12 protein-coding genes are annotated in these 15121 nt (G+C 72.6%); 8 read left to right on the top strand and 4 right to left on the bottom strand.

Translation table 11 applies throughout. The annotated features are described in order from the left end of the window. Nucleotides 1-23 precede the first annotated feature (23 nt). Complete coding sequence (locus AB0C19_RS22385) at nt 24-1400, top strand: GH1 family beta-glucosidase (protein WP_357188254.1); 1377 nt, start codon at nt 24-26, stop codon at nt 1398-1400. A gap of 59 nt (nt 1401-1459) precedes the next feature. Here the strand turns inward: AB0C19_RS22385 and AB0C19_RS22390 are convergent, their stop codons facing one another. Continuing rightward, the gene (locus tag AB0C19_RS22390) at nt 1460-2023 is read right to left on the bottom strand and encodes an NTP transferase domain-containing protein (protein ID WP_357188256.1); all 564 of its coding nucleotides are present in this window, start codon (nt 2021-2023) and stop codon (nt 1460-1462) included. Nucleotides 2024-2149: 126 nt separating this feature from the next. Here AB0C19_RS22390 and AB0C19_RS22395 point away from each other — a divergent pair, with 126 nt between their 5' ends. The 6 genes from AB0C19_RS22395 to AB0C19_RS22420 all read left to right on the top strand — a co-directional run bounded on the left by AB0C19_RS22395 (nt 2150) and on the right by AB0C19_RS22420 (nt 7395). Then, a complete protein-coding gene (locus AB0C19_RS22395; RefSeq protein WP_357188311.1) occupies nt 2150-2647 on the top strand; it encodes a 2Fe-2S iron-sulfur cluster-binding protein in 498 nt (165 codons plus the stop codon). Next, entirely contained in the window at nt 2644-3627 is a 984-nt protein-coding gene (locus tag AB0C19_RS22400) for a xanthine dehydrogenase family protein subunit M (protein ID WP_357188258.1), read from the top strand. The genes AB0C19_RS22395 and AB0C19_RS22400 overlap by 4 nt, the downstream gene beginning before the upstream one ends. Then, a complete protein-coding gene (locus AB0C19_RS22405; RefSeq protein WP_357188260.1) occupies nt 3624-5714 on the top strand; it encodes a xanthine dehydrogenase family protein molybdopterin-binding subunit in 2091 nt (696 codons plus the stop codon). Before AB0C19_RS22400 ends, AB0C19_RS22405 begins: the two co-directional genes overlap by 4 nt. A gap of 28 nt (nt 5715-5742) precedes the next feature. Next, nucleotides 5743-6108 (top strand): metalloregulator ArsR/SmtB family transcription factor, encoded by a 366-nt coding sequence (locus tag AB0C19_RS22410; protein WP_357188262.1) that lies wholly within the window; start codon nt 5743-5745, stop codon nt 6106-6108. After that, a complete protein-coding gene (locus AB0C19_RS22415; RefSeq protein ID WP_357188264.1) occupies nt 6108-6749 on the top strand; it encodes an SRPBCC family protein in 642 nt (213 codons plus the stop codon). Before AB0C19_RS22410 ends, AB0C19_RS22415 begins: the two co-directional genes overlap by 1 nt. A gap of 118 nt (nt 6750-6867) precedes the next feature. Beyond that, nucleotides 6868-7395, top strand: coding sequence for an NUDIX domain-containing protein (locus tag AB0C19_RS22420; protein ID WP_357188266.1), 528 nt, complete (start codon nt 6868-6870; stop codon nt 7393-7395). An 86-nt stretch (nt 7396-7481) separates the two neighbouring features. Here the strand turns inward: AB0C19_RS22420 and AB0C19_RS22425 are convergent, their stop codons facing one another. The 3 genes from AB0C19_RS22425 to AB0C19_RS22435 form a co-directional block, all read right to left on the bottom strand. Further along, nucleotides 7482-9425, bottom strand: coding sequence for an ABC transporter ATP-binding protein (locus AB0C19_RS22425; RefSeq protein ID WP_357188313.1), 1944 nt, complete (start codon nt 9423-9425; stop codon nt 7482-7484). A 75-nt stretch (nt 9426-9500) separates the two neighbouring features. After that, complete coding sequence (locus tag AB0C19_RS22430) at nt 9501-10958, bottom strand: ATP-binding protein (RefSeq protein WP_357188268.1); 1458 nt, start codon at nt 10956-10958, stop codon at nt 9501-9503. A gap of 86 nt (nt 10959-11044) precedes the next feature. Continuing rightward, nucleotides 11045-12703 carry an FAD-dependent oxidoreductase gene (locus AB0C19_RS22435; protein WP_357188270.1) on the bottom strand — a complete coding sequence of 553 codons (1659 nt, stop codon included), beginning with the start codon at nt 12701-12703 and terminating at the stop codon, nt 11045-11047. Nucleotides 12704-12854: 151 nt separating this feature from the next. Between AB0C19_RS22435 and AB0C19_RS22440 the strand changes: the two genes are divergently transcribed. Further along, the gene (locus tag AB0C19_RS22440) at nt 12855-15092 is read left to right on the top strand and encodes a hypothetical protein (RefSeq protein ID WP_357188272.1); all 2238 of its coding nucleotides are present in this window, start codon (nt 12855-12857) and stop codon (nt 15090-15092) included. Nucleotides 15093-15121: the final 29 nt, after the last annotated feature.

The following is a 15121-nucleotide window of genomic DNA, read 5'->3' on the forward strand; positions in this document are numbered from 1 at the left end:
CAACCCCAGAGGAGAACCGTCCCGTGCCCGACCTGTCCAAGCTGCCACCCGACTTCCTCTGGGGTGTCGCCACGGCGGCGTACCAGATCGAGGGGGCCGTCGACGTCGACGGCCGGGCGCCGTCCATCTGGGACACCTTCTCGGCGACCCCCGGAAAGGTCGACAACGGCGACACCGGCGCGGTGGCGTGCGACCACTACCACCGGTGGCCGGAGGACCTGGCGCTGGCGCGTCGACTCGGCGTGGACGCGTACCGGTTCTCGGTGGCCTGGCCCCGGGTCATGCCCGACGGCGTCGGCCGGGTCAACGCCGCCGGACTGGACTTCTACGACCGGCTCGTCGACACCTTGCTCACCGACGGGATCCGACCGTTCGTCACGCTCTACCACTGGGATCTGCCGCAGGTCCTCCAGGACCGGGGTGGTTGGCCGGAGCGCGCCACCGCCGAGGCGTTCGCCGACTACGCGGCGGTGGTGGCCGCCCGCCTCGGTGACCGGGTCGCCGACTGGTGCACCGTCAACGAGCCGCTCTGCGTGTGCTGGATCGGGCACCTGGAGGGCAACATGGCCCCCGGCGAGCGGGACCTCACGCGGGCGGTGCACGCCTCGCACCACGTGCTGCTCGGGCACGGCCTGGCCACCCAGGCGATCCGCGCCAACGCCGCCCGGCCGGCCTCGGTGGGTCTGGTGGTCAATCTCAGCCCGATCGAGGCGGCGACCGACCGACCCGAGGACGTGGCGGCGGCCCGCCGGGCGGACGGGCACGTCAACAGGTGGTGGTTGGACCCGGTCCACGGGCGTGGCTACCCGGCCGACATGATCGCCACCTACGGGGTCGAGCCGCCGGTACGCGGCGACGACCTGGCGGTGATCGCCACGCCGACGGACTTCCTCGGGGTGAACTACTACTTCCGTCAGCTGGTGGTCGACGACCCGACCGGCGCGGCCCCGTACGCCCGGCAGGTGCCGGTGCCCGGCTCGGTGGAGACCGCGATGGGCTGGGAGATGTACCCGGCGGGCCTGGAGCGGCTGCTCGTCGACGTGCACGAGGAGTACCGGCCGGGCCGGATCATCGTCACCGAGAGCGGCTCGGCGTGGCCGGACGAGATCACCCCGGACGGCACCGTGGAGGACAAGGAACGCACCGACCACCTGGAGCAGCACCTGGCCGCGTGCGCGGCGGCGGTGGCCCGAGGGGTTCCCCTGGACGGCTACTTCGTCTGGTCACTGCTTGACAACTTCGAGTGGGCGTACGGCTACGACAAGCGATTCGGGCTGGTGCACGTCGACTACGCCACCCAGCGCCGGACGGTTAAGGCCAGCGGTCTGCGCTACGCCGAGTTGATCCGCGCCCACCAGCAGCTCGCCCGCACCACCGGCACCGCGACGCCGGTGGCCTGAACGGGGGCGGTGCGAGCGGCCGCCCGGGGTGTCGACCCCGGGCGGCCGTTCCGCGGCGCTCAGGTCCGGGGCAGGTCGGCCGGGATGTCCACGTCGGCCGGGGACCCGACGTCGTCACAGGGCACCTCGACCACCAGGTCCGGTCGGTCGCGCAGCAGGTCGCGAGCGCCCCGGTCGCCGACGGCGTACCCGCTCAGCAGCGGCCAGGTTCGTCGAGTCAGCAGGATCGGGTGTCCGCGCCGGCCGGCGTAGGTGGCGACCGCTACGACAGCGCCGTCGGCGTACGCCGCGCGCACCCGGCGCACCGCGATCGGGCTGAGCAGCGGCTGGTCGACGAGGACCACGACGGCGGCCGGCACGGCGGCCGGCAGCGAGGCCAGGCCCTTCAGCAGCGACGAGCCCAGTCCGTCGGACCAGCGATCGTGCCGGACCGGCACCGCGCCGGGCAGATCGGGCATCTCATCGACGCCCGCGCCGAGCACCACGTGCACCGGTGCGCAGCCGCCGTCGCCGAGCAGCCGTATCGCGCGCCGCACCAGCGGCTCGCCGTCCAGCTCGACAAGCGCCTTCGGCCGGCCGTAGCGCCGCCCGGCGCCGGCGGCGAGCAGCAGTCCGGCGGTCACAGTCGTCACCTCCCGTACGAAGGGCTTTGCGTTATTCGCCCTGAGATATACCGACAAAGCTAGTCTGGGCCGGTGCAGGGCGGACCGGAGAACGCGACGACGATCGACGAGCGCCACTCGTCCCGGGTGACGGTCGAGGTCAACGGCGCGTCCCGTGCGGTGACTCTGGACAACCGCACCACCCTGCTCGACGCGCTGCGCGAGCACCTCGACCTGACCGGCGCGAAGAAGGGCTGCGACCACGGCCAGTGCGGCTCCTGCACCGTGCTGCTCGACGGCCGCCGGGTGAAGAGCTGCCTGGTCTTCGCGGTCACCGTGGACGGCCGGTCGGTGGTGACCGTCGAAGGGCTGGCCGGGCCGGACGAGCTGTCCCCGTTGCAGGCCGCCTTCGTCGCGCACGACGCGTTCCAGTGCGGCTACTGCACCCCCGGGCAGCTCTGCTCGGCCCGCGGCATGCTCGACGAGGTCTCCCGGGGATGGCCCAGCGCTGTCACCGACGACCTGAACACGCCCGCCGAACTGACCGACGCGGAGATCCGCGAGCGGATGGCCGGCAACCTGTGCCGCTGCGCCGCGTACCCGCACATCGTCGCGGCGGTGCGCGAGACGGCGGCGTCCTCGTGAAGGCGTTCCGCTATCACCGGCCCGCCGACGTGGCCGAGGCGGTCGCCATGCTGGCGGCCGAACCGCAGGCCGCCTACCTGGGCGGCGGAACCAACCTGGTGGATCTCATGAAGCTCGGGGTGCAACGCCCCGACGTGCTGGTGGACGTGACCCGGCTCCCGCTCGACACCGTCGAGGAGCTGCCCGACGGCGGGCTGCGGATCGGCGCGACGGTCCGCAACAGCGACCTCGCGGCCCACCCGGTGGTACGCCGCGACTACCCGGTGCTGGCTCGCGCCCTGCTCGCCGCCGCCTCCGGTCAGCTGCGCAACATGGCCACCACCGGTGGCAACCTGTTGCAGCGCACCCGCTGCTTCTACTTCCAGGACACCGGCAAGGCGTGCAACAAACGAGAGCCGGGCAGCGGTTGCGCCGCTCTGCACGGCCAGAACCGCGACCTGGCGGTCCTGGACTGGTCCGAGCAGTGCGTGGCCACCCACCCGTCCGACCTGGCCGTCGCGCTGACCGCCCTCGACACGGTGGTGGAGGTGCACGAGGCCGACGGCCCCCGCGACATCCCGATCGCCGGCTTCTACCGCTCCCCCGGCACCCACCCGCAACGGGAGACCACAATGGCCCGGGGGGCACTGATCACCGCCGTGCGGCTGCCGCCCCTACCGGCCGCGCGCCGCTCGACGTACCTCAAGGTGCGCGACCGGGCCTCGTTCGCGTTCGCCGCCGGCTCGGTGGCCGCGGTGCTGGACCTCGACGGGGACGTGGTCCGCGACGTGCGGCTGGCGTACGGGGCGGTGGCGCACCGGCCGTGGCGGGCGTACCGGGCCGAGGAGGAGCTGCGCGGTCGTCCGTTCAGCCCGGAGCTGGCGGCGCGGGCCGCCGACGCGGAGCTGGCCGAGGCACGCCCCTTACGGCACAACGGTTTCAAGCTGCCACTGACCCGGGCCATCACTGTGCGGGCGCTCACCGAACTGGCGTCGTCGTGAGCGCCGGGGCGGTCGGACGGGCGTACCCCCGCCTCGAAGGCCCGGCGAAGGTCACCGGCACGGCCCGGTACGCGGTGGAGTACCCGGTGGACGGCGTCACCTACGGCTGGGCGGTGCCGTCGGCGGTGGTGCGGGGCCGGATCACCCGGATCGACACGACGGAGGCGTTGGCCTCGCCCGGCGTGCTGGCCGTGGTGCACCACGGCAACGCGCCCCGGATGGCGCCCGGCCCGCAGCCGGAGCTGCGGCTGTTGCAGGAGCCGAATGTGCACTACCGGGGGCAATACGTCGCCGTGGTGGTGGCCACCAGCCTGGAGGCGGCCCGCGAGGGCGCCCGACTGGTCCGCATCGACTACGACACCGGCCCACACAGCACGGTGCTCACCGACGACCATCCCGGCCTGTACAAGCCGGACCACGTCAACCCCAGCTACCCGACGGACACCGCCGAGGGTGACTTCGACGCCGGGTACGCGGCCGCCCCGGTGCGGGTGGACGTCACCTACCGCACGCCGGCGTACCACAACAACCCGATGGAACCGCACGCCACCACCGCGCAGTGGCACGACGGTCGGCTCCTGGTGCACGACTCCACCCAGGGCGCGACACCGGTACGTGCCACCCTCGCCGAGCTGTTCGAGCTGCCACCGGAGTCGATCCGGGTCGTGGCCGAGCACGTCGGCGGCGGCTTCGGCAGCAAGGGGTACGCCAAGGCGTCGGTGGTGCTGGCCGCCCTCGCCGCCCGGCACGTCGACCGCCCGGTCAAACTGGCGCTGACCCGCCAGCAACTGTTCGGGCCGGTCGGCTACCGCACCCCCACCATCCAGCGGGTCCGCCTCGCCGCCGACACCGACGGCCGGCTCACCGCCATCTGCCACGACGCGATCAGTCAGACCTCGACCATCAGGGAGTTCGCCGAGCAGACCGCCGTCTACACCCGCAGCATGTACGCCGCACCGCACCGCCGCACCACGCACCGGCTGGTCCGTCTCGACGTGCCCACGCCGTTCTGGATGCGCGCGCCCGGCGAGTGCCCCGGCGCGTACGCCCTGGAGTCGGCGGTGGACGAGCTGGCCATCGCCGTCGGCATGGACCCGGTGGAGCTGCGCATCCGCAACGACACCGCTGTCGACCCCGACCAGGGGCGCCCGTTCACCAGCCGAAACCTGGTGGCCTGCCTACGCGAGGGCGCACAGCGGTTCGGCTGGGCCGGCCGTGACCCGTCGCCCCGGTCCCGACGCGACGGCCGCTGGCTGGTCGGGACCGGGGTGGCCGGTTCCAGTTACCCGGCCCGGGCCCGGCCGTCCACTGCGACGGCCACCGCCCGGCCCGACGGGAGTTTCCTGGTCCAGATCAACGCCACCGACATCGGCACCGGCGCCCGGACGGCGATCTGGCAGGTGGCCGCCGACGCGCTCGGAGTGCCGCCGGAGCGGGTGGAGATCCGCATCGGGGACAGCGAGTTGCCGACGGCGGCGCTGGCCGGCGGTTCGATGGGGACCGCGAGCTGGAGCTGGGCGGTGATACGGGCCGCGCAGGCGCTGCGCGAGAAGCTGCGCGACGGTGGGCCGCCGACCGGCGAGGTGACCGCCGAGGCGGACACCACCGAGGAGGTGGGCGGGCAGCCCGCGCTGCCCCGGTACGCGTACGGGGCGCAGTTCGTCGAGGTGCGGGTCGACGCGGACACCGGCGAGGTACGGCTGAATCGGATGCTCGGGGTCTTCGCGGCGGGGCGGGTGGTGAACCCGACGACGGCGCGCAGTCAGCTCATCGGCGGCATGACGATGGGGCTGTCGATGGCGCTGCACGAGGAGGGCCTGCTCGACGAGCGCTACGGCGACTGGGTCAACCATGACCTGGCCACCTACCACATCACCGGCTGCGCGGACGTGGAGTCCATCGAGGCGTACTGGCTGGACGAGCGCGACGACGAGCTGAACCCGGCCGGGGTGAAGGGCATCGGCGAGATCGGCATCGTCGGCGCCGCGGCGGCGGTCGCCAACGCGGTGCACCACGCGACCGGCGTACGGATCCGGGAGCTGCCGATCCGGCTCGACAAGCTCATCGGAGTATCAGACTTGGCTTAAATAAGCCGTCAGTGATACAACTGTCGTCGTGCACGCCTTCGACGTGCTGGGCGATCCGGTCCGGCGCCGCATCCTGGAACTGCTCGCCGGTGGCGAGCAGACCGCTGGTGCGGTCAGCGCTGTCATCGGCGATGAATTCGGCATCTCCCAGCCCGCCGTGTCCCAGCACCTCAAGGTGTTGCGCGACAACGGTTTCGCCACCGTGCGGCCGGAGGGCACCCGGCGGCTCTACGCGGTCGACCCACGCCCACTACGCGAGGTCGACGGCTGGCTGGAGCACTTCCGCCGGTTCTGGGCTCCGCCCCTGGCGGCACTCGCCACCGAGCTGGCCCGGGGCCGACGTGAGCGTCGGCTGCGCGGGCCCGCCGATCCACCCGATGAGAGGAACACCTGATGTTCGACGCCACCGAGCAGATCAACGCCGTCCAGCGGAAGGTCGGCAGCCGCACCCTGGAAGCCGGTGAGGCGCGGGTCACCACGATCAGCCAGACCTACCAGGCGACGGCCGAGGATCTGTGGGACGCCTGCACCAACGCCGAGCGCATCCCACGCTGGTTCCTGCCCATCTCCGGTGACCTGCGGCTGGGCGGCACGTACCAGCTCGAGGGCAACGCCCACGGCACCGTCGAGAGCTGCGAGCCGCCGCACCGCTTCACCGCCACCTGGGAAATGGGCGACGAGGTGAGCTGGATCGAGGTGCGGGTCAGCCCGGTCGGCGACGAGCGGGCCCGCCTCGACCTGGACCACATCGCGCACGTCGACCAGGACCGGTGGGCCCAGTTCGGGCCGGGCGCGGTCGGTGTCGGCTGGGACCTCGGGCTTCTCGGCCTCGCCTCACACCTGGCCGGCGACGGCAGCGGGATCACCCCGGAACAGGGCGCCGAGTGGACCGCCTCCGCCGAGGGACGGCGGGCCATGGAGCTGAGCAGCCAGCTGTGGTGCGAGGCGAGCATCGCCGCCGGCACCGACGCCGACGAGGCGAAGGCCGCCGCCGAACGCACCACCGCCTTCTACACCGGCGACCCGGCAGCCTGAGCACGGGATCGGGGCGGCGGCGCCCCCGGGCGGGCGGCGGCGGCTCGGGCGGGCGGCGGCGGCTCGGGCGGGCGGCGGCGCGACGGGCTGGGCGGGGGTCGGAGTAACGTGCTGCGGCATGACCGGCACGCCGTACTCGCACTGTTCCTACTGCGGCGCCGCCTACCCGCCGGCCGCCGGATGGCCGCGAGTCTGCGCGGTCTGCGGCGAGACCGTCTGGCGCAACCCGCTGCCGGTGGCGGTCGCGGTGCTGCCGGTCCGCACCGCCGAGGGCCTGGGAGTGGTGGTGGTCCGCCGGGACATCGAGCCGGCCCGCGGCCTGCTCGCGCTGCCCGGCGGCTTCATCGAGTACGGCGAGGAGTGGTCCGACGCACTCGTGCGGGAGTTGCGGGAGGAGACCGGCCTGATCGCGGCGGCCGAGGACGCCCGCCTGTTCGCTGTGCACGGGGCGCCGGCGGGCGGCACGATGATGGTCTTCGGAGTGCTGCCCGAGCGGGCGGCCGAGGACCTGCCACCGTCGGCGCCGACCGAGGAGGCGACCGAGTGGCTGGTGCTCACCGACCCGGTCGAGCTGGCGTTCTCCACCCACACCCGTGTACTCGCCGACTTCCTCACGCCCGCTTCCCCGCCCGGCCCCACCGCCTGACCCCGCCACCCGCCCGATTCGCCGGCGACCCAGCGGCGGAAGATCGAGCACGATCTTGCGGGACAAACGGGACGGGATGTTGGCTGTTATCGAGGGTGGGTCTCGTCGGCGCCGGTCAGGTAGCCGCTGGCCTGGAGTTCGAACAGCTCACGGTAGAGGCCGCCGGCCGCCATCAGCTCGTTGTGACTGCCCTGCTGGACGAGGCGGCCCCGCTCCATCACGAGGATCCGGTCCGCATGCCGGACGTTGGCCAATCGATGGGTGATCAGGACGACCGCTCGGTCGGGGTGGCGGCGCAGGTGTTGGAACAGGGCGTGTTCGGCGCGGGCGTCCAGGGCTGCCGAGGGTTCGTCACAGATCAGCAGGGCGGCGTCGCGGTAGAGCCCCCGGGCGGCGACCAACCGCTGCCACTGCCCGCCGGACAATTCGTGGCCGTCCTTGAACTCGCGGTCGAGCAGGGTGTCGTAGCTGTGCGGTAAGCCAATGATCATGTCGTGGGCGGCGGCCGCGCCGGCCGCCTCCTGAATGGTGGGGCCGGAGCGCCCCGGCGGGCGGTCATGCCGTCCGACGCGGATGTTCTGACCAGCGGTGAACGGGAACTTCCAGTACTCCTGTGTCATCACCGCCACCTGGCTGCCCAGGGCGTGTGGGTCCAGCTCGACGGCGTCGACGCCGTCCCAGCGGATCACCCCACCGGTGGGCCGGTACAGCCCGGCGATCAGCTTGGCCAGGGTGGTCTTTCCGGAGCCGTTCTCACCGACGAGCGCGATCACCTCGCCTCGGCGGATGGTCAGGCTGACCCGGTCCACCGCCGGGGTGTCGGTGTCCGGGTAGCTCAGGCTCACCTCGTCCGCCTCGATCAGGCGGACCGCGTCGGCCACCCGGTCGCCGCCGACAGGCACCCGGGCGTGGGCGCGGGCCAGGAAGTCCCGGTAGTCCTGGTAGTAGAGGGCGTCCTCATAGAGCGAGTTGGTGGCGATGACCGCCACGCCCAGGCTGGTCCGCGCGGACTGCAGGGCGAGCAGGGCAGTGGCCGCAGCGGCGAGGGCGACCATCCCGCCCAGCAGGAGGCCGCCGAGCACCGCGTACACGCCGAAGGTGGCCAGGCCCGCCACCGTCGCGCCGACCACCCGTGTGCCGGTCTGTGCCCGCACCAGCCGCAGCTGGGCGCGGGTCTCGACGGCCATGACGCCGCGATACTCGGTCAGCAGGAAGTCGCGCATCTGGTACGCGCGCACCTCGGCGGCGGTGTGCCGGTTGGCCATCAGGTGGGCCAGCATCCACATCCGACGCTGCCGGGTGATCCGGGCCAGCATCGCCAGATATTCGCGGCGGGCCATCCGTACCGCGGTGATCGCCTGGGGAATCGCGGCGAGTAGTAGGCAGGGCAGCAGCAGCGGTTGGATGACGGTCACCGCGACGGCGGTGGCGAGCATGCCGACCACGCCGGTGACCAGGTTGACCGTGTGGTCGACGATGTACGCGGCCTCCGCCATCCCGCGGTCGCGGGCCCGGTCCATCTCCTCGGCGAAGCCGGCGTCGTCGAACGCGGCCAACTCCACAGCGGTGGTGGCCTCGAACAGCCGCAGCTCCACCTGATAGTTGATCTGCGGGGTCAGTCGGGCCTGTGCCCAACCGGCCGCGATCGCCAGGCCGCCGCGTGCCGACACCGCCGCCGCCGCCACGACCAGCGCCGGCAGCGCCGCGCGTACCCGGTCCGGGGTGGGGCCGGCGGCGAACAGCTCGCTCAGCACGCTGGTAGTGGCGAGCAGGCCGAACGTGGTCATCACCCCGGCGGCGACGTTCAGGCCGATGGAGGCGACCGTGTCCCGACGGTTGGTGGCCCAGGCCAGCCCGACCGCCTCGCGGACCAGCCGGGGCAGCCGGCGGGCCACCGCCCAGAAGCTGGTGTGGGCGAACTCCTGCGCGTGATGCAGCCACTCGCGTTCCTCCAGCTCCGGCAGCATCGTGGCGGCCGGCGGATCGCCCGGCTGGTCGTCGTCCTCGGCAGCGGCGCGCTGGCGGGCCATCGACTCCACGGACCCTCCTCAAGGCGGGGATCACGAACGCCGCCCGAGACTACTGCCAGCGACCACCCGCTGTCTCTAGGTAGTCGGCGCGTCGCGTTGCCCGTCCGGTGGCCCTTCGGTGATCGGCAGCAGGACCCGGAAGGTGGTGCGGCCCGGCTCGGACTCCACCCGGATGTCGCCGTGGTGTTTGTGCACCACGATCCGGTACGAGATGTCCAGCCCCAGACCGGTGCCCGCACCGACCGGCTTGGTGGTGAAGAACGGCTCGAAGATGCGCGGACGCACCTCCGGCGGGATGCCCGGCCCGGTGTCGGTGATCTCCACCGTCAGTTGGTCGCCGACCCGTCCGGTGCGGACGGTCAGCACACCCTTCTCCCCCAGCGCGCCCAACGCGTTGTCGATCAGGTTGGTCCACACCTGGTTCAGCTCGGCCGCGTACGCCGGGACCGGTGGGAGGTTCCGGTCGTACTCGCGGACCAGCTTGACCTCGGCGGGGATCTTTCCCTTGAACATCACCAGCGTCGCGTCGAGCAGGTCGTGCACGTCCACCACCCGGTGCGGCGCGCGGTCCAGCTGCGAGTACTGCTTGGCGGCGTCCACGAGCCCGGAGATCCGGGTGACCGCGTCGCCGATCTCGCGCATCAGCAGCTCGGTGTCGACGGTGTAGGTGAGCCAGCGCACCGCCGCCTCCAGGTCCGCTGCGCCGACCGCGGCCTTGACCTGCGCCAGCCAGGCCGCGTCGAGCCCACCGCCGACCAGGATCGGGGCCAGGTCCCAGGCCCCACCGACGCCATGGTCCTCCAGCCAGTCGGTGAGGGTGTCCTCGGCGTCGGCGGTGGCCATCGGTGTCAACTTCGGCGCGGTGGCCACCCGTGCCACCGCCTCCTCCTGCAACGCGACCAGGCCGTGCAGGGCGCTCCCGTCGAGCCGCCCGTCGGCGATCATGGCGAGCTTGTGCCGCATCCCGGCGACCCGGTCCCGCAGAACCGACGTGGCCCGCACCGCCGCCGCGGCCGGATTGTTCAGCTCGTGGGTCAACCCCGCCGAGAGCGAACCGAGGGCCAGCAACCGCTCCCGCTCACCGACGATTGCCTGACTGTCCCGCATTCCGAAGAACAGCCCCTCCAACAGGTGCATGGGCATCGGGAACCAGGACCGCAGGGCGTACGCGAAGTCCTCCGCCGGCAGCACGAAGAACTCCGCGTCGGTCACCGCCCGCAGGCTGTTGCGGTAGATCTGCTCGACCTGGTCACCCAGGTACGCCTGAGTGGCCCCGCCGTACACCCCACGCTGGTCGGTCCGGCTGACCTCGACGTCGTCGCCGCGCACCAGGCGACTCAGCGCCACCTCCCCACGCACCAGCACGAAGAAGCAGGTCGCGGGCTCACCCTCGCCGTACACGAGGGTGCCGCCGGCGCGCTGCTCGACCCGGCCGTGCTCGGCCAGCCAGTCGAGCTGCCCGTCGTCGAGCGCCTCGAACAGGAACAGAGTGCGCAACCGCGCCGGTGTCAGCCGGTCAGACTCGGTGGCCACTGGGACTCCTTCGCTCGCGACTGCGGGGCTCGCAAACCCGGCTCACTCCTCGCGCTCACAGGGACTCCTTCGCTCGCAGAACCGGCTCATTGGGCCTCCAGGTAGCGGTGCACCAGCGACACCGCCATCGCACCCTCGCCGACGGCCGAGGCGACCCGCTTGACCGACTCGGCCCGCACGTCGCCGGCGGCGAACACGCCCGGCACGCTGGTCTCCAGGTGGTACGGGTCGCGCGACAGCGACCAGCCGGCCGGCCGCCGTCCCCCGGCGAGCAGATCCGGACCGGTCACGATGAAACCACGGTCGTCGCGGACCAACACCCCGTCCAGCCAGTCGGTGCGGGGCTCCGCGCCGATGAAGATGAACAGCCAGGAGGCGTCGACCGAGCGGGCCTCCCCGGTGCGGGTGTCGCACAGGGTGAGCCGTTCCAGGTGGTCCTCCCCCGCACCGCCGACCACAGCGGTGTGCGGGTGCACTGTGATCTGGTCGATCCGTTCCAGCTGGTCGATCAGGTAACGCGACATCGAGGCGGTCAGGTCCGCACCACGGATGAGCAGGTGCACCCTCGACGCGTACCGGGAGAAGTGGACCGCCGCCTGGCCGGCGGAGTTGGCCCCACCAACGATGTAGACGTCCTGCTCGACGCAGCTCGGCGCCTCGGTGGCGGCGGCGCCGTAGAACACCCCCCGGCCGGTGAAGTCGGCCAGCCCCGGGGCGTCGAGCACCCGGTACGACACGCCGGTGGCCAGCACCACTGTGTGCGCGGCGATCTCCGTGCCGTCGCCGAAGCGAAGCAGTCGGGCACCGCCGGCCTCGCTGAGACCGACCACCTCCCGGGCACTAAGCAGCTCGGCGCCGAACTTGACCGCCTGCCGCCGGGCCCGATCGGTCAACTGCGCGCCGGAGACACCGTCCGGGAAGCCCAGGTAGTTCTCGATGCGGCTGCTCTGCCCGGCCTGACCGCCGGTCGCCCGTCGCTCCACGAGCACCGTGCGCAGCCCCTCCGACGCGCCGTACACCGCCGAACCGAGACCGGCGGGGCCGCCGCCGATCACCACCAGGTCGTAGAAGTCACACGCCGGCACCACAGTCAACCCGGCCAGCGCGGCCAACTCGGCCTCGCTCGGGGCGACCAGTGCCTTGCCCTCCGCCGTCACCACCAGCGGCACGTCCGCCTCGGTGGCCCCGGCCGCGTCGAGCAACCGGACGCCCTCCGGATCGTCGGACAACAGCCACCGGTACGGCACCAGGTTGCGGGCCAGGAAGTCGCGGACCTTGAACGACGGCGCCGACCAGCGGTGCCCGACGACCCGGATCTCCGCGCTGGCCGCGTCCGGGGTGACCGCCCACGCCTCCAGCAGCCCGTCGACCACCGGGTACAGCTTCTCCTCCGGCGGGTGCCAGGGCTTGAGCAGGTAGTGGTCCAGGTCGACCACGTTGATGGCCTCGATCGCGGCGTCGGTGTCCGCGTACGCGGTGAGCAGCACCCGGCGGGCCGCCGGGAAGATGTCCATTGCCGCTTCCAGGAACTCGACGCCGGTCATCTCCGGCATCCGGTGGTCGGCAAGCAGCAGCGCCACCTGCTCGCCGCGCAGTTTGACCTCGCGCAGCGCGTCCAGCGCCTCCGGCCCGGAGGACGCCCGCAACACCCGGTAGCGGTCGCCGTAGCGACGCCGGATGTCCCGGGCCACCGCCCGGGACACCACGGGGTCGTCGTCGACGGTCAGGATCACCGGGTTCGCCATGGCGCCATGAAATCACCTGTCGAGGGTCGACCGCACCATCGCCGAGGCCCGGCTCACGGTTGACCGCCCCGCAGACGGGTAAGCCGGGGAGCCGCGCGGGTGGCCGGACATCGACGACCCGCCCGGTTGCCGCGCACACCTCGGGGGGCCCATGGCGGACGCGACACCGACCGGACCGACGACGTCGGGCGGGATCGTGGAGCTGCGGGTGCACGGTGTCTCCGGCGCGGGCGCGGACCAGGTGTTGGACCGGCCGTTCGTGCATCAGGTCGCCGGGGACCGCAGCGGAGGTTTCTACCGACCGCGCCCCGGCTATCCGGACTCCACCGGGACGGACGGGGTGACGCTGGAGGCGTACCGATGGAGTGACCTGCCGTCCGGCACGGCCGTGCGGACGCTGTCGCTGGTCTTCCTGCTGCCGTTCATGCTCTGCAACGTGGCGCTCTGGATGCGCCCGGCGAACACCGTCTCGAAGCGCGGCTTCATGGCGCTGTGCCGGGTGCTCGCCCTCACCCTCACCATGCTCTACGTGCTCTCCATCGTCGGGGTGGCGCTGGACCTGATCGCCTGGCGCTGCATGGACACCCCGTCGTGCCTGGCCGGCCGGAACTGGCTGTCCTGGCTCGGCGGACGCCCGGCCGGGCTGCGCCTGGGTGTGCTCGCGCTCGTACCGGTCGCCGCCATCGGGCTCGTCTGGTGGCTGGGCGCTCGCCCTGGCCATTCGTTCGACGCGTTCCGGACGCCGTCGACACCGACGTCGAAACACCGGTTGAGCGCCGTCGGACAGTGGGACGGCGAGCCGCTGGTGGGTCGACTGCGCTCGGTCCACGTCGCGGCGGCGTTCGCCACGCTGAGCGGCAGCCTGCTGGCCGCCCGTGCCAGCCAGCACCGCTCGTGGGTGATGGTGATCCTCCTGACGGCCACCGGGGCGGTCCTGCTGGCCTGCCTGGTCCTGGTCAGCGTGGTGCCGAGCATCGACCGCACCGACCCGTCGCCCCGGGTGGACGGGGCCTTCCGCGGGCTACGCACCATCGCCTGCGGCCTGACGATGCTGGTGATCGTGCACGTCGTCATCAGCCCGGCACCCTGGCCACAAGGTGGTGCGCTACCCGGTTACGGCGCGATAGTGGCCTGGCTGTTCGTCAGCCAGACCGTGCTGGTGGTCGCGCTCGCCGCGCTGGTGATCTGGCGGCGGGGCGGCGGGCAGAGCCGGTCACCCATCCGCGCCTTGGGAGCACCGGTCTTCATGACGATCTCGGCCGGGCTCGCGGTGGCGTTCTCGGCCGAGCTGGTCTACCGGGTGGCGGACCTGCTCGATCGCAAGGGGACGACAGCGGACGGCCTGGAGACGAGCCCTCCCCTGGCGTACAAATGGGCGATCTTCGGGTTTTTCCTGGCCGTGGTGACCGCACTGCTGGTGGCCGGCCTGGTCACCAGGCTGACCCGGCGCGGGCGGCGACGGGCCGCGCGGGCGATCGTGGCCGCCGACTTCCCGGAGGCGCCGCCACGCGCGGCGGCCCGGCTGCGGCGGGTCGAGCAGGCCGTGGCCCGGGCCCGCTTCACCGAACGGTTGGAACCGCTCTCCGTGGTGTACGCCGGCCTGGCGGCGCTCGGCCTGGCCACCAGCGTGCTCGGCCTGCTCCAGCTCCCACCCGGCGACGTGGCGCAGCGCTACATCGGCGTGCCGGAAGGGATGGTCAACTTCCTGATCGGTTCGGGTAGCTACGTGATCGCCGCGATCCTGCTCGGCCTGGTGGTGGGCGGCATCTTCGCGTACCGGACGGCGCAGTTCCGCCGGTACGTGGGTGTGCTCTGGGATCTGGGCACCTTCTGGCCCCGGGCGGCGCACCCGTTCGCGCCGCCCTGCTACGCCGAGCGGGCCGTGCCGGAGCTGGCCAAGCGGATCACCTACCTGGTGGAACAGGGGCAGGGTGTGCTGCTGGCCGGGCACAGCCACGGCTCGGTGCTGCTCGCCGCCACGGTCCTGCAACTGCCCACCCGGATCACCGAGCGGGTGGCCCTGCTGACGTATGGGTCACCGCTGGGCCGGCTGTACTCCCGGCTGTTCCCCGCCTACGCCGACGAGCCGGCGCTGCGGGAGATCGGCGAACGGATCGGCTGGCGCTGGATCAACCTGTGGCGCGACACCGACCCGATCGGCGGCTGGATCTTCGCGTCCCACCGCCCAGGGGAGGCCGAGACGCTGACCGGTCCGCCGGCGACCGTGGACCGGAGGTTGACCGACCCGCAGGACGTGGTGCCGGCGCCCAGCGACAGCGTTCCACCACCGATCCTCGGGCACTGGCCGTGCGAGTCGCAGGATGCGTTCGGGGAGGCGGTACGCGACCTCAGCGCACGACTGCTCCCCGCCCGCCCGGCACGCGACTGAGCCGGCCGGCACGACTGCTCCGGCGGCCG

It is taken from the genome of Micromonospora sp. NPDC048842, assembly GCF_040649935.1.
Lineage (GTDB): Bacteria > Actinomycetota > Actinomycetes > Mycobacteriales > Micromonosporaceae > Micromonospora > Micromonospora hortensis.